Annotated in this window: 12 protein-coding genes and 1 pseudogene; 6 read left to right on the forward strand and 7 right to left on the reverse strand. The window is 54.3% G+C overall.

Features of this window, described 5'->3' with window-relative positions:
- Nucleotides 1–55: 55 nt before the first annotated feature.
- A complete protein-coding gene (locus tag AMR42_RS04675) occupies nucleotides 56–517 on the reverse strand; it encodes a single-stranded DNA-binding protein (protein ID WP_099532304.1) in 462 nt (153 codons plus the stop codon).
- A gap of 766 nt (nucleotides 518–1283) precedes the next feature.
- On the opposite strand from AMR42_RS04675, the gene AMR42_RS04680 reads away from it, so the two are divergent.
- The 4 genes from AMR42_RS04680 to cobT are packed head-to-tail and all read left to right on the forward strand — an operon-like array spanning nucleotide 1284 to nucleotide 9970.
- Entirely contained in the window at nucleotides 1284–6605 is a 5322-nt protein-coding gene (locus tag AMR42_RS04680) for a hypothetical protein (RefSeq protein ID WP_143472935.1), read from the forward strand.
- Nucleotides 6602–7954, forward strand: coding sequence for a hypothetical protein (locus AMR42_RS04685; protein ID WP_099532306.1), 1353 nt, complete (start codon nucleotides 6602–6604; stop codon nucleotides 7952–7954). The genes AMR42_RS04680 and AMR42_RS04685 overlap by 4 nt, the downstream gene beginning before the upstream one ends.
- A 43-nt stretch (nucleotides 7955–7997) precedes the next feature.
- Nucleotides 7998–8696: a DUF2232 domain-containing protein gene (locus AMR42_RS04690; RefSeq protein WP_099532307.1), complete on the forward strand. Its 699-nt coding sequence runs from the start codon at nucleotides 7998–8000 to the stop codon at nucleotides 8694–8696.
- A 32-nt stretch (nucleotides 8697–8728) separates the two neighbouring features.
- Entirely contained in the window at nucleotides 8729–9970 is a 1242-nt protein-coding gene (gene cobT / locus AMR42_RS04695) for a nicotinate mononucleotide-dependent phosphoribosyltransferase CobT (protein WP_234406610.1), read from the forward strand.
- Nucleotides 9971–10029: 59 nt separating this feature from the next.
- Here the strand turns inward: cobT and AMR42_RS04700 are convergent, their stop codons facing one another.
- Nucleotides 10030–10437: a DUF3110 domain-containing protein gene (locus AMR42_RS04700; protein WP_099532308.1), complete on the reverse strand. Its 408-nt coding sequence runs from the start codon at nucleotides 10435–10437 to the stop codon at nucleotides 10030–10032.
- Nucleotides 10438–10445: 8 nt separating this feature from the next.
- Between AMR42_RS04700 and AMR42_RS20230 the strand changes: the two genes are divergently transcribed.
- Nucleotides 10446–10616: a hypothetical protein gene (locus tag AMR42_RS20230; protein ID WP_206753584.1), complete on the forward strand. Its 171-nt coding sequence runs from the start codon at nucleotides 10446–10448 to the stop codon at nucleotides 10614–10616.
- Nucleotides 10617–10640: 24 nt separating this feature from the next.
- On the opposite strand, the gene AMR42_RS04705 is transcribed toward AMR42_RS20230, so the two are convergent.
- From AMR42_RS04705 to AMR42_RS04715, 3 genes are all read right to left on the reverse strand, one after another.
- Nucleotides 10641–13415 (reverse strand): EAL domain-containing protein, encoded by a 2775-nt coding sequence (locus tag AMR42_RS04705; protein ID WP_099532309.1) that lies wholly within the window; start codon nucleotides 13413–13415, stop codon nucleotides 10641–10643.
- A 135-nt stretch (nucleotides 13416–13550) separates the two neighbouring features.
- A complete protein-coding gene (locus AMR42_RS04710; RefSeq protein ID WP_099532310.1) occupies nucleotides 13551–14744 on the reverse strand; it encodes a response regulator in 1194 nt (397 codons plus the stop codon).
- Between the two features lie 54 nt (nucleotides 14745–14798).
- Complete coding sequence (locus tag AMR42_RS04715; protein ID WP_158234358.1) at nucleotides 14799–18602, reverse strand: GAF domain-containing protein; 3804 nt, start codon at nucleotides 18600–18602, stop codon at nucleotides 14799–14801.
- A 1062-nt stretch (nucleotides 18603–19664) separates the two neighbouring features.
- Here AMR42_RS04715 and AMR42_RS04720 point away from each other — a divergent pair.
- Nucleotides 19665–20639 (forward strand): aldo/keto reductase, encoded by a 975-nt coding sequence (locus AMR42_RS04720; RefSeq protein WP_099532312.1) that lies wholly within the window; start codon nucleotides 19665–19667, stop codon nucleotides 20637–20639.
- A 17-nt stretch (nucleotides 20640–20656) separates the two neighbouring features.
- Here AMR42_RS04720 and AMR42_RS04725 read toward each other — a convergent pair whose 3' ends face one another.
- Nucleotides 20657–23020, reverse strand: a complete 2364-nt coding sequence (locus tag AMR42_RS04725; RefSeq protein ID WP_234406612.1) for a CHAT domain-containing protein — start codon at nucleotides 23018–23020, stop codon at nucleotides 20657–20659.
- Nucleotides 23021–23122: 102 nt separating this feature from the next.
- Nucleotides 23123–23401: pseudogene (locus tag AMR42_RS21570) on the reverse strand (pre-peptidase C-terminal domain-containing protein); the annotation flags it as partial.
- Between the last annotated feature and the right edge of the window lie 10 nt (nucleotides 23402–23411).

A 23411-nucleotide genomic window follows, 5' to 3' on the forward strand; every position in this document is an offset into this window, starting at 1 on the left:
GCTAAATTCAACTAAATTTGACTGAACTTAACTGAATTCAGTTGAATTTAACTCGTTAAAACGGAATTTCATCATAATCCAGCTCATCACTTGGAGCCGGAGCCGGGGTCGGAGCCGGGGCCGGACGAGGCGGCACGGTGGCAGCCGGTGGCGGAGCCGATCGATAGCTGGCATTGGTGGGCGGGGCCACGGGCACGGCCATGGCTGAGCTGGCCAGCGATCCCAAGCTGTGAACACGGCCCACCCGCAACTCGGCCCGTTTTTCCTTAAACCCTTCGGGGCGATCGATCGTGGTCATGGTGAGTCGGCCTTCCAAAATCACCCGATCGCCCTGATGGCAAGACTGCTGAATTTCATTGGCCAAATTGCCAAACCCCACCGCCTTGATCGTCGCGGACGGATCTTCAGGACGCTGCCCCGGAAATTGCACCAACATCTCCGCGATCGCCAAGTTATCCGGCGTGTAGCGCAGTTCGGGATCCTTCACCACCTCTGCCATCAACACACAGCTATTCATAACGCGATCGCCTCCAAAATTACGAACATTAATCAATATCTAACCTTACGCCTAACCTTTAGACCCAGCACTTTCTCTCTCCCTCATGCCAAGCCTTGGTCTCTAGTTTCAAGGCCCTCGCCGCCAAAAGCAAATGGTTGGGGTGATCAGGACGAATTACAGCCCACCGGAATCGCCACCCCATCAGAATTGCATGAGAGACCCAGTTAGAGGTTAGGATTGGCCGCCGATCGGCCCCCGGCCAGTTGTTAAAGATAGTTAAAAAATCGCAAAACCACCAGCAAAGTAGGCGTGAATTGAGCGCAAGGACAACCGCGCCTGGCGGTGACCATGCCCTCCTTTGGGGCCATCGTGATTCTCTGGCCCTCTTTGGGGTTAATCAACGGTCTATCTCCCCTTCAAGCGACCCAGCGCGATCGCTCGTCAATGGGCAGGGCGATCGCACCCGCGCCCAGGGATATTTAACAAGACCCAAAAGGGACAAAGCCAGCGGCTGACCGGCGCGTTGGTTGATGTCTGGGGTTGTAGCTGTTAGAACGTAAGGGTTAATTAACGGTGATTGAGCGGATGAAGCTGACTTCGCCGCAATAAAGCAGGAAGCCTCCTGATTGCCGCCTTTGCTGGCGAGTCGCAGCCATGATTTAGAGAAGCCGTAACGAAAAGAAGCAGGAACCCGACTCGCGAGGCTCGGGAATCGCCGCCCATCAGGGGTGGAGAAGATGTCAACAGCGCTGTAACCAAAACGTTTGGGTAAGGGTTTGTCGTCGTGACGCTCGATCAAGACTTGGAAATTAAAAGCCTTTTGGCCGACCTAGACGCGGCTCTTGCTGCGGCTGGTAACGATACAACGCAGGTTCAAGCGCCCCGAGCCTTAATCGAGCAGGTGCGAAGTCGTTTAACCCAATTGGCGACTCCGACCCCGGATGCCGGTGAGGTAGCGATCGATGAGGCCCTGTGGGTTCAGCAGTCTTGGGATGCGCTCGCGCCGGACTTGCAAACGGAACCACCGGCCACCACCACCGTGCAAGCCTTGGCCCAAGGACTGTTGCGATCGATGCAGCAGGAGATTGACCAACTGCGCCAAGGGGCGATCGCCCCAATCCAGTCAGATTTGGAGTCTCTGCGTCAACAGCGCCAAATTCTGAGCGAAGAAATTGCCCAACTGGAAAATCAGCGCCAGTATTACCAATCCCTGGCCCAGCAGCAGGCGAACCAAGAGCAGATCATCGGCGACTTTTTGCAACAAGTGCGCGATCGCCTGCAAACCAGCATCACCGACCAAGTTTCGCAGCTCGTGGCTCGCCAGGAAGCGGCCCCTAGCTCCCAAGACCTCACGGAACTGGACAGCTCCGCCAGCAGCATTCTGGAGCATTTGCAAACAACCCTCAACGCCATCACCAGCACCCTGCAATCCAATTCGCAGCGCTACGAAGAGGCCCTGAATGCGGCCCTGGAGCGGATGCACGTGCTGGGCGAAGAGAGTGAAGCGGTGCTTGATCACTGGCTCAGTCGTTTGGCTTCGGCCCTGGGCCGCGATTTGCCGGCCGACGAAGCCGCGATCGAGGGCCGTTCCGAGGCGACCAACGCGGCCGACGAACGTTCATCGGCGATCGCCACCAGTTTGGCCCTGTCAGCCCTGGGAGGTGGGGCGATCGCGGCCACGGCTGCGGCCACCGCAGACCCCGCCGACGCTACGGAAGCAGCACCCCTCGATTTGGATCTGAACTATGACTTACCCACCGATGACGCATCGGATTGGGCGGGAAGTTCGGGTTTCGGTGAACCTGAGGCCGCTGAACAGAGGAGTGAGCTGACAACGGCTGAGGCTGAGGCTGGTCAAGCACCGGATGCGCCGGATGCGCTGGATTTGGATCTAGACCTGGCGATCGATTCCACGGCCCATGACCCCACGGCAGACCTGAGCACGATCGCCCCGATCGAGGATCTTCCCGATTCGGAAGCTGATTTCAGGGCTGAACTGGATCCGCTGCTGGCTCCCGATCAAGACAACAGCGCCGCCACGGACGATCTCGGGGCCATTGATCTCGGGGCCATTGATGATCAAGCCATTGCCGATCAGGCCGTTGATGATCAGACCATTGGCGACATTGACTTTGATGCCCTGGATCTGCCGCCCTTGACAACAGAATCGATCGCGGCAGGAGATTCAGCAATCGAACTGAACGAGGCGATCGCCACCGAAGCGCCCGCACCAACCGACAGCGACGATCTAGACACCAGCGATCCCACCTGGATTGGCTCCGAGGAAGATATTTTTTCGGATGTGGATGCCATCTTCCGGTTTGATGACCCCGTGGAGCCGGAAACCACCGCCCCGGGTGATTCAGCCTCAGATGATGCCGACCCAGGCGATTGGGATCCTCTGGCCGCCGTGACAGGGGCAACCGTGGCCGGCGTTGGCCTGCTGGGCGTGGCCGCTTCAGCGGAAGCGGCCCTCCCGCCCGCAGACCTGCCGATCGCCCTCGATGCGATCGCTCCGCCCCCCTCTCTGGATTACGGCGCAGAGCCGGATCTCAGCGACAGCCCCCCCTTGCCCGATGGCCAATCCCCGGCGGACATCATCGACGCGGTGGATGCTACCAGCGAGGTCACCAATTTGGATCTGCCTTGGCAAGCGGAATCCACCGCCACGGCAGATTTGAGCAGCTTTAGCGGCGGTGGGGGTTCGTTCACCACGGCTGACGGTTTGGATCTGGATGGGCCAAGCCCGGCGCTGGGGTTAGACCTCTCTTCAGAGGTGAATTTTGAGGCGATCGGGGAACCAACTGCTGCACCGGAGGCGATCGAAGCGGCCGCCGCCAGTGAATTTAGCCCCCTCGCAGGGCTTGAGGATTGGTCGGTGGAGCCGGATTTGGAAGCGGTCGCCCCCGCCGATAGCGTTTTGCCGGAGCCTTGGCTGGACTCGGAACTCACGGGTGATGCAGACCTGGCCGAGGATGTGAGCCAGTGGGATCAAATTGCGGTGGAAGCCCCGGATGCGGGTAGCTCGCCCCTTGAGCCGACCGATGCTTGGGATTTGGGGAATGAAGTTCCATCCCTGGAACCCGATGCCGAAGATTCCGCGCTTGCTCAAGCATTCCCCTCCGAGCCTAACCCCAGTGCTGGGCTGGATCTTGGTCTTGAGCTGGATTCGGAACCGGAGTTACCGCCGCTGGCCGCTGAGTTGGCTTCCGAGTCGGAAGATTTGGGCGGTGATTTGCGGGCGGAGCTGGCCGCTTGGCAGCAACCCAGTGATGCTGGGGTCAGTGATGATCTAGAGTCGATCGCCCCGTCCATCGAAGATTCCTTCTGGCAAGTGGAGGAAGAGGAACAGCCGATCGAAAGCTCGATCGCTCCCAGTGATTTGGAATTGCCAACGCCGGAAGCTATTGCCACCTTTGATCCGCTTAATCAGTTTGACCAATCCCTTGGGCAACCCCCTGAGGAATCTCTTGAGGAATCTTTTGATCAACTGCCTGAGCCGTCGCTCGATCAGCCCGAGGATGATCTGTTCGCGCAGGATCTTGACCCAGGCATTGACCCAGCGATCGAACTAGAGCCAGAGTTGATGTCTGCCTTCGACGGCACACCCGACACCAGCTTGGTGGCAGAAGAAACGCCCGGGTTTGAAGGATCCTGGTCAGATGAGCCTTCCGATCTGCTGGCGGCGGAATCGGCGGCCCCAGCAGATCTCCTGGGAGGCGCGGCGGATGATGACCTTGGCCTTGACCTCGCGCTAGATGTGGCCAGTGACAGCGACCTCGGAGCGATCGACCTATCCAGCAATGTTGAATCGCTGCCCTTGGGCTTAGGGGCTGACCCGGACGCGGGCGACTTGGCAGACTTGGGAGTCGCTGATCTGGGAGCAATCGAACTGGAGGGCGATGGGGCGAGTGAGCTGGGTGGTGATCTGAATGATCTGAATAATGATTTGGATTTGAATTTGGACTTGGCCACTGATCTGGCTGACGACCCAGGTTCGGATCTGGAAGCAGCCTTGGGCACAGACTTGGGCGCGGATCTCGATCAATCCACTCCGGCCGATGAACTCAACACCCCAGGTTTCGAGAACCTGGAATTCTTGGCCGCCCCCATCGGTAGCCTGTTGCCCCCCGACCAGGGACAACCGATCGGCGCAACCGAAGAGGCAGTAACGTTTGATTTCTGGGACGGCGAAACGAACCAGCCAGCCCCGGAACCCGAGTTGGCATCCGAAGGGGCGATCGAGCCGGGCCTCGAAGGGTCGGATTTAGGCGATTTGGCATTACCGGAAGATTTGGTCTTGCCGGAAGACGGTTCCGGGTCTGATCTTGGCGCAGACTTTGGCGATGATCTGCTGCCGGGTTTGGATTTGCCGATGGATGAAGCGATCGAGGAACCCAATGATTTCACAACCGACGCGGCCATCGGTTCCGCGATTGATTTGACCTCGGAAGCAACCGATTTTGCGATCGCCAGCTCCGGGGATACAGCCCTTGAGTCCCTGGAAACCCCAGATCTGGACTGGTCTTCCGATCCTCTGGACTCGTCGGAAGCCTCATTGCCGAACGAATTTGCAGAGGCATTCCCAGCCGAGTCGGCTGCTGTGGGCGACTTGGGTTTGGATCTGTCTTTGCCCGCCGATGAACAAACCCAAAGCGATCCCTTCGATGCCGGTTTAGAGGCGATCGCAGGGCTGCGCGATGACCTGAGTTTCGGTGACATCAGCAGCGCCTTTGGCAATGCTCTGGATTCCGAGGCTACAGCGGAGTTATCGGAACTGGAAACCGACGCAGCCCTCAATCTCCCTGAGCAAGTGGATTGGGAAGCGGCCTTGGCGGAACCGGCTGTTGAGCAGGATTTGGCCACAGACGACTTGGCCACAGACGACTTGGCCACAGACGACTTGGCCACAGACGACTTGGCCACAGAGGCGGCGACCACTGACGCATGGACTGATCTAGGCAACGCCAACGATCCAAGCATCAGCGCTCCCGTGGGGTTAGGTCAATTCATGACTGACGCATGGACTGACTTAGACAACGCCAGCGATTCCAATGCCGCTGATCCAGAGGAGTCCAGTGATCTTGCCGCCTATTTCGTGGAGTTCAGCGATCAACCGTCAACGGCCGCTGAAGCCGAAGAGCAACCGACATCCCTGGAGTCCCTAGACTTGGGCGATGACCTGGATTCCCCGATCGAGGATTTGGGCGACGATCCCGGGACGGCGTTCGGCATCGAGGGACTGAGCGATGAGGTGGGGGATGATTTGGGCTTAGAGCCAGACTTCAGCGCTGACTTCAACCCGGGTTTAGGGGCCGATTTGGGATCCACTGAGTTCAACCCTTTGGCGGACTTGGAGACCAATCTGGAAACCGCTGCGGATCCTGATTTCTTGGCGGCGGTTGGTGAAGCCAATGACGATCCGCTGCTGGAGTTTGCCAATGACTCAGGCTTGGAACTGCCGGAACTTGCCGCTGAGGATGAATCGGACTTCGCTACCGATCTAGATCTCGGCTCAGATCTCAACCTGGCCGCAGAAGCCAGCGCAGATGATTTTGATTGGGCCGCAGATTCCACACCCCCGATCGCCCCGGAAGCTGACACTGCACCGCTGGAGATGGATAACCTGCTGTTGGAGATGGGGGAGGCCACGGATGATGGGGCGATCGCCCCTTCCCTTCTAGATTTCAATGCTGAGGCTGAGGATCTCGACTTTGGCGACGGGGCCACAGCCAACGCGGAGCCGCTGGCCGGTTTGGATCCGCTGGATTTGGATCTACCTTCCTTCGATGAGGCCATGGGTGAGCCGCTGTCGCTGGATGATGTGACGGCGAATCCCTTGGAAATCAGCAGCCTGGATCAAGCCCTTGACATGGGAATGGCGGCCTTTGAGCTGCCCAATGCGCCAACGGATGGCTCTTTGGATCCGATCGCCCTGGATCTGACCGGTGGGACTGATTTTGACCCAACGGCGCTGGATGCGGCCTTGACGGAATTTGGTGAATCATCGGTTTCCCCCTTGGGCGAACTGGATCCAGAGCTGGATGCGCTGCTGGCGGAATCCCTGCTGGCGGATACTGACCTGGACGAAACCAAGAAGGAATGAGCCGATCGACTGATGGGCGCTGGTGTTTGGGCCTCAGCTTAGGAGACGGCCTCTGGGCAGTGGCCCTGCGCGATCGCCAGTCCGATCGGGTTGGGCTGCTCGGTCAAGTCCAAGCCAGTGGCGCAACCTGCGTTCAACCCTGGAATTCGTTGGATGGGCAGTCACCGGAATCTGGCGGCTCTCGGTTGCTGTTGGATGCAGGTTTGCCCTACCGCAATCCCCAAACGGGCCAAGCACATCCCCTGGTCACCTGGGCCGGTGAATTGCGGCCCTTGCCACAATTGCTGGAGACACTAGCCGAGTCCCTGGCAAGGTTGCGGGATCCGGCGATCGCCTGGGTCACCGCCACCGGAAAGCCTGTGCCAAGCCAGGTGCTGCGATCGGTTGAGGATGTGGTAGTGGGCTATCCCGTCCCCTCCGGAGAAGCCTTCCGGTTCAACAGCCGAGAACTGGTGCTGAAGGCTGGCTTGGTCACCCATGGTCAACGGGTGATGACGGTGGCCGAAGGATTGGGGGCGGCCTTGGGTTGGGATGGGCTGCAAGGTTGGGGCTGCTGCTGGGTGATTGATCTGGCGTTGCCAGGCCCTCTGCCCCTTCCTCAATCACCCACCCCAGCCCCCTTAACCCAAGCCCACCTAACCCAAATCACCTTGCTCGATCGGGACTTTGGCCGACAACTGGGTCAAACCCACGGCTTAACTGGCCCATGGCATGGTTGGCCCCAATGGATTGAGACCCTAAATTCAGCCCTCAATCATTTGGTGGCCCAATCGGGCATTGCTCCCCAAAAGGTAGAACGGATTTTGTTACGTGGCGCGATCGCCCAAGCTCCCCGATCGAGTGACCCCACCGGGGCCCTTCAGGATTACCTGCGTCAAAAATGCCCCAGCGCCACCCTCCATTGGGAACCCTCCTCCCAACCGCTCGGACGATTGGCCATGGGGTTGAGTCGGATGGTGGACTGTCCGCCCTGGGATGAGACCAAGCCCTATGATGACTACTTTCTGTTTGCGGCCCTGTTGCGCCATTTGACCCCGGAACCTCAACCGCTCGATCGGATCTTGGAAGCCTTGGCGCAAGATGGCATTCACGGCCGCACCTGCCGTCGATCGATTCAACAACTGCTGGCAGGGGAAATTCCGCCCGGTCTGTTGCCCCATCCATGCTGGGCCCCCAACTCCCTGGCGGATCCGGACTATCAAGCGCTGGCGGCCCAATCACCATTTCAATGCTTGGCTAGCGGGTGGTATGCTCTCGATGCTTCGGCCGGAACCCGTTGGCGACGCTATTTAGGCCTGGTGTGGGGGCGATCGAGCACGGCAGCTTTGGAACCGATCGGGGCGATCTAGGGCCACTTGATCACACACCAATCTTCATCAATCGATTCAGCCCATGACTGTTTCCCCTCCCCGATCGCCCGCCGATTTACCCCCCGAGCCAGAGAATCGCCCGCTTCAGCCTCCCCGCACAGACACGATCGCCCCATTAGCCCTGGTGGAAACGGCCTTCTTAGCCAGTGCCGCCAGCCTCATCTGGTTAGTCAATTTTTATTTCCCCCTTGGGCCGGCGCTCCGGGTCTTTTTTTCCCTCCCGATCGCCTTGGTTTATCTCCGATGGGGATCCCGATCGGCTTGGATGGCGGCCATTGTGTCCGGACTCTTGCTATCGGTGCTGATGGGCCCGCCTCGCAGCATCCAATACGTGATGCCCTATGGACTTCTGGGGGTCTTGCTAGGCTGTCTATGGCGGCGTGGCGTAGGTTGGGGACGTTCCATTGCCCTGGGAACGCTCCTGAGCGCCACGGGGCTGTTTTTCCGAATTGCGTTGGTTTCCACCCTGCTCGGGGATGATCTGTGGACTTACGTCACCGTCCAGGTCACCGGTTTGCTGGAGTGGGGAGCCACCCGGTTGAGCCTGCTTTGGCGGCCGGAACTGGGAGCGGTTCAAGGGGCAACGGTTTTGATGATCCTGGTCAATGCAGCCGTGTATGTGTTCGCGGTGCATTTGGTCTCCTGGGCCGTCTTTGAGCGATTGGGCCTGCGGTTGCCACCGCCGCCGCGCTGGGTTCAAACCTTACTCGAGATAGACTAGGAACGCTTGATCAGGCGATCTGCGCTATGGCAATGATGCAGCCACAGGATATTCAGCCATTGTCGATCGATCAATTGCCAGCGGATAACTGCGACTCGATGCTGCCCCCGTCGTTGCACATTTTGGCGGGGGGCGATCGAGCACGGGCTTGGGTGCAATCACGACGGGGCCAACAACCGCTGTTTAGCTGTGTGTTGGGGTTCACGGAAACGGGGCTGATTCCGGGCATCTCTGCGGCCGGGGCCACTCCGGCCGATCGCCGCTACACAGCCCTGGCCGATGCGGAATTTTTGGTGAATGGGCCCAGGGGCAATCCGGCCTATCCGCTCCCTCCCTTGGCTGGGGGAGCCTCACCGGTTTTGATTTCTCGGGCCATTTTGGAATCGCTCCATTGGCGATTGCGTGTGATTAATGCGGGGCTACAGGATTTGCCCTCCATTCCCCACATCCGCATGGGCGGACTGCCGGCCCGCTGTTTAAGCACGGGCTATGCGCTCGATCGAGCCGTGGTGGAGCAGCTCTTTGCAGCGGGCTATCGTTTGGGACAACAGCTCGCCACCGAGGGCAACCCCCTACCGCCGGATTATTTGCTGATTTCTGAATGCGTTGTGGGCGGCACTAGCACAGCCCTGGCGGTCTTGTTGGGACTGGGGATTGATGCCACCAACCGGGTCAACAGCAGCCATATTTTCTGTAACCATGCCCAGAAATTGGACTTGGCTCTTACGGGCTTGCGGCGATCGGGTCTGGGCGAGTGGCATCCCGATCGCCAATGCGTGCAAGGATCCCTCGACCAAGATCCGCTGGCCGTGGTGGCGGCGGTGGGTGACCCCATGCAACCGGTGGCGGCGGGCATGGCCCTCGCGGCCAGCCAAACCAGCGGTGTGCTGTTGGCGGGAGGAACACAAATGTTGGCAGTCTATGCCCTGGCCCGGGCGATCGCCCAACGCCGACAGTTGCCCTGGAAACCGGAGGCGATCGCCGTTGGCACGACCCGTTGGGTGGCCTACGATGCCAGCGGCGACACCCTTGGCCTGGCCAAGGCGATCGCCCCACCGGAGGAGGAACCGATCCTGCTCACAACCTTGCTGAATTTTGCCCAGTCCACTTGGACGCAATTACGAGCTTATGAAGCCGGATTTGTGAAGGAAGGAGTTGGGGCCGGCGGGGCGGCCATCGCGGCCAGTTGTGCCGCCGGTTGGGACAGTGAGCGCTGTCTCCAGGCAATTGAAGGGTTGCTCAGTCGCTGGTCAACGGTGCTGCATAATCCCTAGTGAATATCAGTGAATATCACAGTGAATGTCACCTGATTGGACATCGAGGGCAGGCATTTCTAGAGCAATCCCTCCAATCGCCGCCGGATTCGCTCCAGCTCGGCGGCACTCATAGATCCGGCATCCTCTTCATTAGCCGTGGGAGGCGCTTCCCCCTCCACCTGCCAGCTCATTTCATCGGTCGATCGATTGGTTTCCATCGGGATTGCCAATTCCCCTTGGGCCACCAATTGGCACTCATAGCCCGCTTCTTTGCAAAATTCCCGCACTTCGTCATCCTCGATCGGCTCCACGGTGGCCAGGGGAAAATCCTGGGCCTCCAGCAAGCCCGCATAGCGAGTGGCATCGTCCTCATCTTCAAACATCAGGACGCAGTTACGTTCCACACCTTCCCCATCTCGCAGCCAAATGCTGTAGATTCCTTCATTTTCGGTGCGGGCGTTGAAGAGCAGAACGAAGACGCGCATAGTGAATCGTGAAATGGACCAAGGACACAACCCGATCGCCCGCAAGGGTCGCAGCCAGCCAACGGGCGATCGGGCGGTTAGCGCCTATCATCTTAAGGGGTCTGGCGGTGGAATTTGCGAACAGCGGCATTTGCCAAATTTGCCAACCGCTATTTCACCCAGCTTCTGACTGCCGTTGATTCCCCATTCCTGCGCCCGATCCCTTAAACCGACGAACTGGGACAAGGCCCCGATCGGGGCTGGTCATGGCTCACCAAGCTTTGATTGATTACGCTTCGCCGCTCCTCTTCAATCAATCCGGGATTTAAACCTTCGGTGAAGAACTGGTTCTCAATTTCCTGCGGTGGCAGCGGCTTGGCAAACCAATAGCCCTGGCCAAATTCACAGCCCAATTGTTCCAGCCACCGCAATTGCTGTTGGGTTTCCACTCCCTCCGCCACCACATCCAAACCCAACTGATTACTGAGGGCCACGATCGTGCTGACCACCTGGAAATTGCGGTTTCCCTTTTCCATTTGCCCCACAAACGATCGGTCGATTTTTAAATAGTCAGCGGGCAAGCGGTGCAAGTAGCTTAAGGATGAGTACCCCGTCCCGAAATCATCAATGCTGATTTGAATGTGGTGACGTTTTAACTCCGTCAACAGCTCGATCGTCTGATTAATATCTTCAATTAACATACTCTCCGTAATTTCCAGCGTCAGATAATGAGGCTCCAAACCCACCTCATCCAACGTTTGCAAGATTTCTGAAACCATCGTTGGTTTTCGCAACTCCTGCGCCGAAAGATTCACACTCATCTTTAGGGGTGCAAACTCCGGGAAAGATCGCTGCCAGTGCAACAACTGTTGGCAAGCCTGGCGCAAAATCCACCGACTGAGCTGTTGAATCACGCCCGTTTCTTCCGCCACGGGAATGAATTCTGCCGGAGAAATCCAGCCCCGCGTTGCATGATGCCAACGGGCCAAAGCCTCAAAGCCCACCAACCGGCCTTTGGCTAAATTAATCACCGGCTGATAGTAAACCCGAAATTCTTCTTGGGTCAGGGCCTTGCGCAAATCGGTTTCCAAGGTCAGACGATTGATCGCCTGGTGATGCATTTCTGCTCCAAAAATTTTGTAGGTGCTGCGCCCCGACGACTTGGCGCGGTACATCGCAATATCCGCATCCCGCAACAGATCCGATGGGTGATCGTAGTCGGCGCTGCCCAGCACAATGCCAATGCTGGCAGTAATCACAATTTCATAATCATCAATGGCGATCGGCTTTTCAAAGCTGCTGAGAATTCCCTCCGCCATGCGCACCGCCGCATCTAAGCTTTCCAGATCTTCTAAGAGAATGACAAACTCATCTCCCCCCACTCGGGCGAGAAAGTCGCTGAAGCGCAAATAGCTTTTGAGATTTTGGGCCATTTGCACTAGCAGGCGATCGCCAATTAAGTGCCCCAAACTATCGTTAATCACCTTGAATTGATCTAGATCTAAAAACAGCACCGCATAGCGATAACTGCTGACCCGCTTTGAACGGTTAATGGCTAACTCCAAGCGTTCCGTTAAGAGCGATCGATTCGGCAAATTCGTCAACAAATCATGTAAGGCATTGTGCAGAATTTGAGCTTCGGCTCGCTTCAGGGCGCTGATATCCGTCACCGTGCCCACATAGCCCACCACCTGATCTTGGGCATCGTATTCCGCCACCACTTGCCCAAAAACCCAAGGATCTTCGTGACAATCACTGCGCAAGCGATATTCCAACTGAAAAGGCCGCTGTTCGTTCACAAATCGCTGCCATTCGTCTTGGAATTTCACCTGATCATCCGGGTGAATATAATCTAGCCAACCCATCCCCATGGCCGCGCGGGTGGAGTAACCCGTAATCTGCGACCATCGTTGATTCACGTAAAGACATTGATGGTTGGCATCCGTGCGGAAAATTCCAACGGGCACTGCATTGGCCAGGTTGATGTAGCGCTGTTCGCTCTCCCGCAGCCGCACTTCCGTTTGTCGTCGTTCGTTTAGCTCCGTTTGCAATTGGTGATAGGCCTGGGCCTGTTGAAGGGCGATCGCCAATTGTGTTGAAAGCTGTTTTAAAAATTCCTGTTCTTCCGTGGGCCAATGCTCTGAACTTTGACAGTTAATGACGCTTAAAAATCCCCAGAGCTTTTCATTTTGCAAGATGGGCACGGCAAGCTGTTGACAGTGAGCCGTTCGTGGAAATTTTTCCGGACAATCGGTCATCAAATCCTGAAAATGCACCGTGGCATCATTGCCTTTTTCAAGCGGATAGGCTTGCAGTCTGACGCGGCTCAGATGAATTTGGTCACGAGCTTTCAAGAGCGGAGCCATGATCGGATCCTGGGCCGCAGCCACCACCGTGGCTACTTGGCTATTGTGATCCGCAATAGAGGATTGTAATTGCCAAATTGCAACCGCACGGCACTGGAAGAGTTGTTGCACTTCTTGAACCGTGGTTTCAACAATTTCGTTGAAATCAAAGGACGCGCAAATCTGAGTAGCAATAATTGATAAAACCCGATCGCGCTCGGCCTTTGCTTGGAGCGCTGCGGTGCGGGTTTGGACTTGCTGTTCAAGATCAATATAGGTTTGTTTAATTCGCAACATTGACTGCACGCGCGCTCGCAGTTCAATGCCATTAATGGGCTTAGTAATGAAGTCATCGGCCCCAGCCGCCATACAGCGGGCCAGGTCTTTTTTTTCCGTTAGCGCCGTAACAATGACGATCGGAACCGTGTGCCAATCGGGCATGGCTTTGATGCGAGCGCAAACCTCAATCCCATCCAGCCCGGGCATCATCACATCCAACAGGATCACATCCGGTTGAAAGAGGTCTAGGGACTCAAGGGCATCAATGCCGTTGGAAACGTAGTGTAACTGGTAAGGGCGATCGCTCAGTAACGATTCAATGACATCGAAATTATCCGGCTCATCGTCAACTACCAGAACTGAACTGTAAGCCATGACTGCGTAATCATAAATGAGGGAAAGACAACGGAAGCAGAGATTCCCCCTATCTTAACCTGTTTCCCATATTGTCCCTGTGATCTCGTGCTTGCCATTGAAAGTTAACTGGCCAGTCATGAACAAGCACCAACCCTAAACCATGGCCATTTGAGGTTGAACTGCGAGGGGTAATTTTGCCGTCACCGTGGTTTCTTGATCCACAACACTTTGGATCAGGAGTGAGCCACCATAACGATCGATCAATTTTTGAACGATCGCCAACCCCAGCCCAAGTCCCTGTTGTTCATAACTGCGGCGCTCAAATTGAATAAATGCTCCAATTTGGGCAATTTGCAGCTCGGTCATGCCGCGCCCTTGATTTGTAATGGATAAGTACAACCAAGAATCCATCGACTCCGTTTTAATCGTAATCGGCGTACCTGACTGGGAAAACTTAATAGCGTTGTCCAGCAATTCTTCAACAATGGTTTGCAAGTGCTTGATCGACATAGACAGTTGCGCAGTAGCCAAATCCAAAACCAAATCAGCCGATCGCTTGACCGAGTTAGTCTGAGATGCTGAAGCGTTGGCAATCCATTCCGCACTGTCAATAGTTTCCAGCGCAATCTCGGAAGTTGTCGATGCGACATTAGCCGCGATACTTGAATTACTGACCAATTTCAGACTACTGTCACGGACGAGTTGAATATAGTTAAGGTAGCGACGACTAACCCGCTCTAGGCGCATGGTTGAGGTTTTAGCCAGTTGCAATAGCTCTGCGATTTCCTCATGATCCATATCCTCATGTTCCTCAATGAGGATGCCCAGAACACCAAAAATTCCATTTAAAGGGGTATTTAACTCGTGAGGCAAACTCATCGACAAACTGCCTCGCAACTCATCAAGACTACCCTGAAGAATATCGATCGTTCTTTCTTGTAATTGGGATAGTTCTTGGATGCTTTGATACTGCTGCCGAATGCGCAGCATCGATTGCACTCGTGCCCTCAGCTCTGTGCTGTTAACCGGCTTGCTGATAAAGTCATCAGCTCCTGCTTGGATGCAACGGGCCAGATCTTCTTTGTCGCTGAGAGCAGTGACCATAATAATTGGCACTGATTTCCATTCGGGCATCGCCTTAATTTTTTGGCAGGTGGTGATCCCATCTAGCTCGGGCATCATTACATCCAACAAAATCACATCAGGTTGGAAAACATGTAGAGATTTCAGCGCCTCTAGACCATTCCAGGCATAGTGGAGTTGATAATCCCGATCGCTCAAAAAAGCTTCAATAACATCAAAGTTATCCGGCTCATCATCAACAACTAAAATGGAAGGAATGGTCATCATTTGTCTCCTGCTATTCTGTGCTGTTCCAAGAGATTTCAGCGTCATGCCTCGCTATTTAGCAGCTAATAGCTCTTGGATCTTGACTGCTAATTGCTTGAGCTTGATTGGCTTTGTGAAGTAGTCATTTGCACCCGCACTGAGACAGCGTTCTCGATCGCCTGGCATCGCCAACGCTGTGAGAGCAATTATCATTGTACTCGCCAGCTCTGGGGTTTGTCTAATTTGCTGCATCGCCGTTAAGCCATCCAGATTGGGCATTTGAATATCCATGAGGATGAGATCGGGGTGATGCAGTTTTGCCATCTCGATCGCTTGCACACCATCCTTTGCTAGCAGAATTTGGTAGTTCTTAGCCTTTAAGTAACTGGAAATAGTATTAACATTGGCTTCATTATCCTCCACCAGCAAGATCATGGGTGGGCGGGGTTGATCCATCGCAATTGCGGTTGGGGAGGTCTCCAGTTGGGGCACAGGAACCGTGACTGGCGCGTTTGCCAATTCCATCACCGGAAAACAAACTTCAAAGCAACTCCCAACCCCAACTTCACTGGTCACAGACACCAGCCCTTGATGCATTTCCACCATGCGCTTGACTAGCGATAATCCCAGCCCCGTTCCAGCATATTGACGACTGAGCGAGCTATCAATCTGGATAAAAGGTTTAAAGAGTTTTTCAAGATCAACAGCAGAAATTCCAATTCCTGTATCCGTCACCTTGAAGGAAATAAACGATGGGGAGCGCTTGGTGTTTTGAGCGTGCGCATCTTGAATTTCCGTAGACTGAGAATCAGAATTCGTAAAGTACTTTAAGGTGTTAGTGGGTCGTTCAAAAATCTGCGAAACCGTTAAGGTCACTTGCCCTCCGTCGGCAGTGAACTTAATGGCATTGCTCAACAAATTAATTAACACCTGACGCACTCGGCGCTCATCCACAAAAATATCCGGGAGGTTGGGCTGAATAGTCACCCCCAGCTTAATTTGTTTTTTCAGTGCCTGTTGCTTAACAAAGGTAATGGTTGCTTGACAGAGTTGATTGATTTGCGTAGGTGCTCGATTCAGAAGAATTTGACCTGATTCAATTTTGGCCAAATCTAGAATGTCGTTAATTAGCTCCAGCAAATGCGTGCCACTGCGCTCGATTGTTTTCAGAGCTTGCCCTTGGCGGTTATTAATTTCTCCATAAATTCCATCTTGAATAACTTCAGCCATGCCCAAAATTGCATTCAAAGGGGTGCGCAATTCATGGCTCATATTGGCTAAAAATTCATCCTTGAGCTTCGTAGCCCTAGCCAGTTGTAAGTTGCTTTCTTGCAGTTGGGCATAGAGTTCCGATTGCTGAATAGCGATCGAGCATTGTTCAGCCAACCGTTGCATAAATTCCACTTCCCCGGTACACCAATACCGTTGGGAGCTGCACTGATGGGCAATTAACAGCCCCCACAGTTGATTAGATTTTTGCTCAATAATCGGCACGGCAAGTTTGGCTCGAATTTGCAGGGTTTGCATGAAACTAGACAGGCAGTTAGCCAAATGCTCATGATCCCGATCGGTAATGGTGCAAACATAACCATTCATATATTTCTGATGGCAGCTATCCGGGAAAACCTCTGCACTAAATTCCATGCCCAAGAGGCTAGGGCAATGGTCAATCCGAGATTCAGCCACAATTTTGCCGCTACTTTGTTCATAGACTTTGTAAATCACGACTCGATCGGCAAATAGAATTTGTCGAGCCTCTTCCGCCGTATTGAACAAAACAGATTCCAATTCCAAGGATTGGCGAATTCGTCGGATCACGGAACTGAGCACTTTTTCCTTTTCAAATAGCCGCCGAAACTGCTCCTCACTGCTTTTGAGCGCTGTTGTTCGCTCCAGCACTTTCGCTTCCAAATCTTGGTTGAGTTGTTGCAGTGCTGCTTCCGATTTTTTCTGATTGGTAATGTCCGTGATCGTGGTGATGTAGCCCACCACTTCTTCATGGTCGGAATATTCGGGCACGGATTGGGCCAACACCCAACAAATACCAGCCTGATAACGCTGAATTCGGTATTCCAGCGAAAAGGGCTGTTTTTGTTTGCGGTAATGACGCATTTCTTCAATCACCCAGGCGCGATCGTCCGGATGAATTGAGCGTTCCCAGCCAATTTGATGAATAACCCTCGCTGCCAGTCCCAAAATATCGCAGAATCGTTGGTTAATATAAAGGCTTTTACCCTTTAGATTAGTTCGAATAATTCCTACGGGAATCGCTTTGGCTAAGCTGACATAGCGACGCTCACTCGCTCGTAATTTCTCTTCGGTTTGTCGTCGTTCATGGAGTTCCGTTTGCAGTTGTTCATAGGCCGTTGCTTGCTGAATAGCAATCTCCAAATGCATGGCTAAATGCTGCACCAGTTGAATATCTTCCGATCGCCAATAGCGTGGATGATTACTTTCCACAACGGCCAGCAGTCCCCAGAAATTTTCCTGCTGAAACAGGGGAATCAAAATCTTGGCACGCACTTGCAACCGCTCAAGCAATTGACGATGGCAAGGGGTCATTTGTGCGGCATAGATATCATTCACAACGCGCACATGGCCTTGCTTAGTCAGGGGGCTGAGTCCTTCCATGAAGCAGCAGTCTTTCACGGAGTTGGTGGGCACGGCCAAACTGGGATCTAGCAAAGCCACCGCCGCAATCACCATCGTTTGATCGGCTTGGAATTGCCAAATCTCGGCGCGATCGGACTGAACCAGATTTCGCAGTTCTTGAACTGTAGAATTTAGAATTTCCGATAAATTTAAAGACGATCGAATCTGGGAAGCCACATTGGCAATTAATCGATCGCGCTCCGCCTGTCGTTGCAAAGAAGCCGTGCGATCAATAATCTGTTGCTCCAACTCAGAAGTTCGCTGCTCCAAAAGCGCCAATTTTTCTGCTTCCAATTGAGAAATCTTATGCTCTAGGCTAATGCCCCATTGGTATAGCTCTGAGGAATTCAGCAGTTTCAAAATGCTTCGTTGAGTCACCAAACCCAACAGCGATCCATCATCACGCACCACCACCACCTGTTGAATATCCTGGCGGGTCATGAATTGTTGTGTCAGCAACAACGAATCCTGAAGCCGAACTGGCTTGTCGATCGCCTGCATGACATCTTTAGCAATCACGCGCTCCGCCGACAAACCAAGGGTCTGAAGCTGAACCAAATCCGACTCAGTAATCATCCCCACTGGTTTGGGAATCGGTGGATAGTCAGCCGCCAAGGTATCCGGCTCCTGGAGCTGCATCAGCACCACACAATTCGTATCCTGTTCCGCCATCAAACGAGTGATCTGAGCGACGCTGGCCCTAGTGGTTTCGCAGGCTACTTCAGTCACCAAAGCATCCGCAACAGAGCGCGATCGCAACCAGTCCACAGGGTTGGTAATTCGCCGCAATCCTTCATCATTTAATAACCCAATGAGCTGCCCTTGATCATCCACTAAAGGCAGATATTCCAGACCAAACTGATCCATTAAATTAATAGCAACCAGCGCATTTTTAAATTCTGATTGCCTTAAAACGCAAGGAATAGGCGACATCACTTCGCCCACTTTGACCTGATGAAGATTCACCCCTTTGGCCAGCAGCCGAACCACCGTTCGATCGCTCAAAATTCCACAGAGCTGACCCCGATCGACCACCACCACACAGTGAACCTCCGCAACCGGCAAATCAACCACGGCCGCCTCAGAATTCAACTCGGAATTCAACTCAGAATTTAACGGCGAATGACTAGCCTCCAGCCGATCGCCCCCCAAGCCACTAGACTCGCGATCGCCCAAGGACAAATTCGGCTCAGCAATGGCTTGAACTTGATCGCTCGCTGTCACTGCGGCAGACCCATTGAGCAAGGAGCCTGAAACATGCGTTGCCAAGATATCATCCGCTGGCCAACTATTCTTTGAATGGGTAGAGTTGGCAGTTAGTTCTTGATGAGAAAATTCGAGATGGATAATAGGGCGATGATGATCATGATCTTGTGCATTCAGAGAGCAAGATCGGCAATTTTGATACATTTGCCCAACGGCATCCCAAAGGCTCGTGTCCAATTCAACCTGGATTGGATGTCGCATAATGGCTTGATCCGCTTCTGCGTCCACGAGCAAGTTAGTAGCCATAGTCTTAGCGATAAGCCCTAAATCCCAGAAATGCCGAGATTATCTTATTATCCTTTTAAACAAAAATTAGCAAACTTTGATAGCCGTCCTTGCCACAAAAATTAGCAATTACTTTCTTGTTAAATTACATTAATATTTTCGATCAGAACCAAAGGGTATTTTAGGGAACTGAAACCCGAAATCGAGAAATTTATAGTGCAGATCAGAAAATTGACGAAAATCTTAAACCCAATTGAGTTTCAAGACGCATTTTATACATTCAAGAACTTTGGTTTTCATTACTCAACCATCAATTCACTAGGGGCGAAATCGCTCAAACATCGATAGGCTCAGCTAGGACGCTCAAGCTTAATTGACCCCGCTGAAATCCCTGAAAATACTGAGCATTTTCGGTCAGATGACTCGATCATCCTCCAGACCAGCCGATCGAGTCGGCAGACCCAGTGCCCGGGTCAAATCAGCAACGCCAGGAGACGAACCAGGCAGGTTCACAAAACCGGCTCCTGACGGGGATCGCCCGATCGAACCCAGTTCCTTTCCTAAACGGACAAGATTCCGATCGTCCCTTACCTTTAATATGCCCAACCGGAGTCCAAGAAATCGCCTAGGGGACAACTCCCAAGAGACGATGATTGAGCTTAACCGTGGGGGGTGCTGAGTCGGATCAAACGGGATAGCATCAACCGATAGTCTCGCCGAACCACTTCGGTTGTTGGTCTAGGGCCAGAATCCCCACTCCTTTAGGATGGGGAAGATGTCAACCGACTCGGAATCATGCAGAATTCGGCGATCGCCCTGCCCGTGATGGGTTGCGGCACTTGGGCTTGGGGCAACCGGCTACTCTGGGGTTATGACGAAACCATGGACAGCGAGTTGCAGCAGGTGTTTAACCACTGTGTGGCGGCCGGCGTGACGCTGTTTGACACGGGCGATTCCTACGGCACGGGACGGCTGAACGGCCGCAGTGAGCAACTTTTGGGGCAATTTGCCCGGGACTATCAGGGGCCTCAGGGCGATCGCCTCTGTTTGGCCACCAAACTCGCGGCCTATCCTTGGCGACTGACTCGGGGATCCATGGTCAGGGCCTGTGCAGCTTCAGCCCAGCGCCTGGGGCGAGTGGACTTGGCCCAACTGCACTGGTCAACGGCCAATTATGCTCCCTGGCAAGAATGGGCCCTGCTGGATGGGCTGTGCGACCTTCATGAACAAGGACTGGTGCGCGGCGTGGGCCTCTCGAACTTTGGCCCCCAGCGGTTACGACAGGTTCACCGCCGATTCCAAGAACGCGGCATCCCGATCGCCACGTTGCAAGTGCAATATTCCTTGCTGTCCACCTACCCGGTCACGGAGTTGGGACTAAAGGACACCTGCGATGAACTGGGCATCAAACTGATTGCCTACAGCCCTCTGGGGTTGGGTTTGCTCACGGGTAAATACAACCCCCAAACGACCCTCCCAAAGGGAATTCGCGGGGTGCTGTTTCGGCAACTATTACCGGGACTGCAACCCTTGCTCGATTGCCTGGGAGCGATCGCCCAAGCAAGAGCCAAAACCATCGCCCAAGTGGCGCTGAATTGGTGCATCGCCAAGGGTGCTATGCCAATTCCTGGGGCCAAATCCCTGATTCAGGCCAAGGAAAACACAGGGGCGATCGGCTGGTTGCTGGATGCGGGCGAAGTGGCCGAACTCGATCGGGTAGCGGCGGGCCTCGATCGGGTGATGGTGCAAAACATTTTCCAGTCGCGATAGTGGTTGCCGCTCGATCCTCACCAGCTATTGCCCGTGAGCACAAAGGGCGACCAATAGAACGGGTGGGCGGGCTGGTTAACCTCGCCCGATCGGGTCAGTTCCCCTTGCAAAAAGGCGACTTGGGCTTGGCGCAAGGCTTCGGCTTTGGTCAGTTTGGGATCGGCGGCGAGGCGGCGATAGAACTCCCGCATCAGCAGGCTGGTGGAGCGATCGTTCACGTTCCACAGGCTGGCTAGGATTGCCTTGGCGCGATCGCCCCGGGTGAAGGAATAGGCCAAGCTGTTGATTTCTCGACCATCAGCCCCACGCAGTCCTGTTTCGTCGGGGTCGCCGGTTAAGGCCGTTTCGCAGGCCGACAACACCACCAAATGCACGTTGCGCAAGCCGCGCAGGTCTTCGACTTGTGGCAGTGAAATTTGTTCATTCTTCTGGCCTAAGAGCAGAAAGGATTTGTCTGCACTGACTGGGCTGAAGCTGCCATGGGTGGCCAGGTGCAGAATCCGGTTGTTGAATAGGCTGGCTTGCAGGCGATCGCGCGTGAAGCCGTCATTCAAGTAGCTGGAGCCGGGATAGAAGCCACCTTGGGGATCGGGGCGATCGACTTCCCGGACGATCGCATCGACTTCATCAGCCACATGGGGTAGGGGCTTAAAATCGCCATTGCCCGTGGTGCGTCCAAAGGCGGCGATTCGGCTTTGGTCGGGTGGTTTGAGGCGATCGGTTTTATTCAAATCGCCCAGGGTGACGAAGTTGGCGACGCTGTATTTTTCGACTAAGTAGCTGTCGCCATCGTGCAAGGCGGCCATGGGGATGTAGCGCAATTCCCGATCGAGCCGAAAGATCAGATGTTGAATGTCGTTGGCTTTCAGTTCGGATTCGAGGGGTTTAATCACCCAGTCATAGAGTTTTCGGCCCAGTTGTTTGGTGGTGTTGGGGTCGGTGTCTGCTGACGACAAGGCGCGGCGAAATTCAAACACCGTTTTCTGAAAATCACTGGGCAACATCACCTCGCGAAAGTTGGCGACTTCGCCTTGGGTTGTCCACAGCACCCACAGGCGGCCGCGTTTGTCGGGGGTTTCGCTGGGGCGCTGCACGATCGTTTGAATCACGATCGTGCCCGGCTGTTGGTTCACCACTTCGGCTGCGGCGGTTCGCAGTTCTTCGGGGTCTTGGATGCCGCGTTCTTTACGTTGGCGAACTTGTTCCGCAACTTGGGCTACGGCCTGTTGAAATTCCTGGGTGAGTTTGTCGTATTGCTGTTGCAAGTCTGGGCTGCAATTGCTGTTGCAGGCGGCTAATTTTTGGGCAAAGTCAATGATTCCGTTGTGTTTATTCAGAATGGCTTTTTCGCCGTCTGTGAAGCTGATGGTTCCCAGTTCGCTGACGGTGGCTCTTGTGCCTTGGTTGTAGTTGCTGAGTTCTTGGATCACCAACAAATCAAGAACGCGCTCGGCTTCTGCAAATCGCCCTTGATTAATCAATAAGTTGGCGAGTTCTCGATAAGTGCCAGCAACTTTTCCGGTATAGGCTTTTTGTTGTTCTGGACTGAGGACACGGTTATCTTTGCGAATGGCTTCGTAAACAGAAACGGATTGCTTAAATAGGGCGATCGCCGCGATCGGTTGCTGTTGGTCTGTGAGCACAAAAGCTATGTTGTTGAGGGTTGTGCCTTCTCCTGCGCGATCGCCCACTTCTTTGCGAATTGCCAGGGCTTGGCGGTAATGCTCCAGCGCTTGCGGGTATTGACCCAGACTGCGGTAAACCGCGCCAATGTTGTTGAGGGTTGCGCCCTCGCCCGTGCGATCGCCCACTTCCTTGACAATCGCCAGTGCTTGGCGGTACTGCTCTAGCGCTTGCGGGTATTGACCCAAACTTTGGTAAATCCCACCGATGTTGTTGAGGGTTGCGCCTTCACCTGCGCGATCGCCCACTTCTTTGACAATCACCAGCGCTTGGCGGTACTGCTCCAATGCTTGCGGGTATTGACCCAAATCTCGGTAAACCGCGCCGATGTTGTTGAGGGTTGCGCCTTCACCTGCGCGATCACCCACTTCCTTGAGAATCGCCAGTGCTTGGCGGTACTGCTCCAATGCTTGCGGGTATTGGCCCAGACTTTGGTAAATCCCACCGATGTTGTTGAGGGTTGCGCCTTCACCTGCGCGATCGCCCACTTCTTTGCGAATCGCCAGCGCTTGGCGGTACTGCTCCATCGCTTGCGGGTATTGACCCAAGCTGTAGTAAACCCCGCCGATGTTGTTGAGGGTTGTGCCTTCACCTGCGCGATCTTGCGCCAGTCGATAAAGTTCATGGGCTTTTTGAAATAGCGGTAAAGCTTCTCGATTTTGGCTGCGGACTTGTAATTGTCGAGCTGCTAAGTTCAATCGACTCGCTTCAACTCGCCACTCGTCAGCTTGCGTTGCTACTCTCCAACTCAGTTCATAGTTTCCCAGCCGATTGGGCAATTTTGAAATCACTAAAATTACGTACTGACCCGTTTTTGGCAGCTCAAAAACCAGTAATGAATTTGTACTATCACCAGCACTATTATCATCACCCGCCAAAGGCTGGGCAGTCGAGTCTGACAAAGCAATAAACGTATCAAAATCTTTACTCTTTGCTTCAATCGCGATTCTTTCACCCGCCCGCCCAGAAAACTCATAGAGATCAACAAACTTGTCATCAATTTTTTCATCTGTTGCTGTCAGCTCCCCTTGGATAGTCCGCGACTCCAGTGCCCCCACCGGACAAGCCCACAACCACACCCCCAACGCC

Origin of the sequence: Limnothrix sp. PR1529 (assembly GCF_002742025.1) — a bacterium.
Taxonomy (GTDB): Bacteria; Cyanobacteriota; Cyanobacteriia; order CACIAM-69d; family CACIAM-69d; genus CACIAM-69d.

Bases quoted from the DNA above. Each gene is read 5' to 3' on its own strand.
- AMR42_RS04690 (WP_099532307.1), top strand. From the start codon at position 7,998: ATGACTGTTTCCCCTCCCCGATCGCCCGCCGATTTACCCCCCGAGCCA.
- cobT (WP_234406610.1), top strand. From the start codon at position 8,729: ATGATGCAGCCACAGGATATTCAGCCATTGTCGATCGATCAATTGCCA.
- AMR42_RS04710 (WP_099532310.1), bottom strand. From the start codon at position 14,744: ATGACCATTCCTTCCATTTTAGTTGTTGATGATGAGCCGGATAACTTT.
- AMR42_RS04705 (WP_099532309.1), bottom strand. From the start codon at position 13,415: ATGGCTTACAGTTCAGTTCTGGTAGTTGACGATGAGCCGGATAATTTC.
- AMR42_RS04685 (WP_099532306.1), top strand. From the start codon at position 6,602: ATGAGCCGATCGACTGATGGGCGCTGGTGTTTGGGCCTCAGCTTAGGA.
- AMR42_RS04675 (WP_099532304.1), bottom strand. From the start codon at position 517: ATGAATAGCTGTGTGTTGATGGCAGAGGTGGTGAAGGATCCCGAACTG.
- AMR42_RS04720 (WP_099532312.1), top strand. From the start codon at position 19,665: ATGCAGAATTCGGCGATCGCCCTGCCCGTGATGGGTTGCGGCACTTGG.
- AMR42_RS04700 (WP_099532308.1), bottom strand. From the start codon at position 10,437: ATGCGCGTCTTCGTTCTGCTCTTCAACGCCCGCACCGAAAATGAAGGA.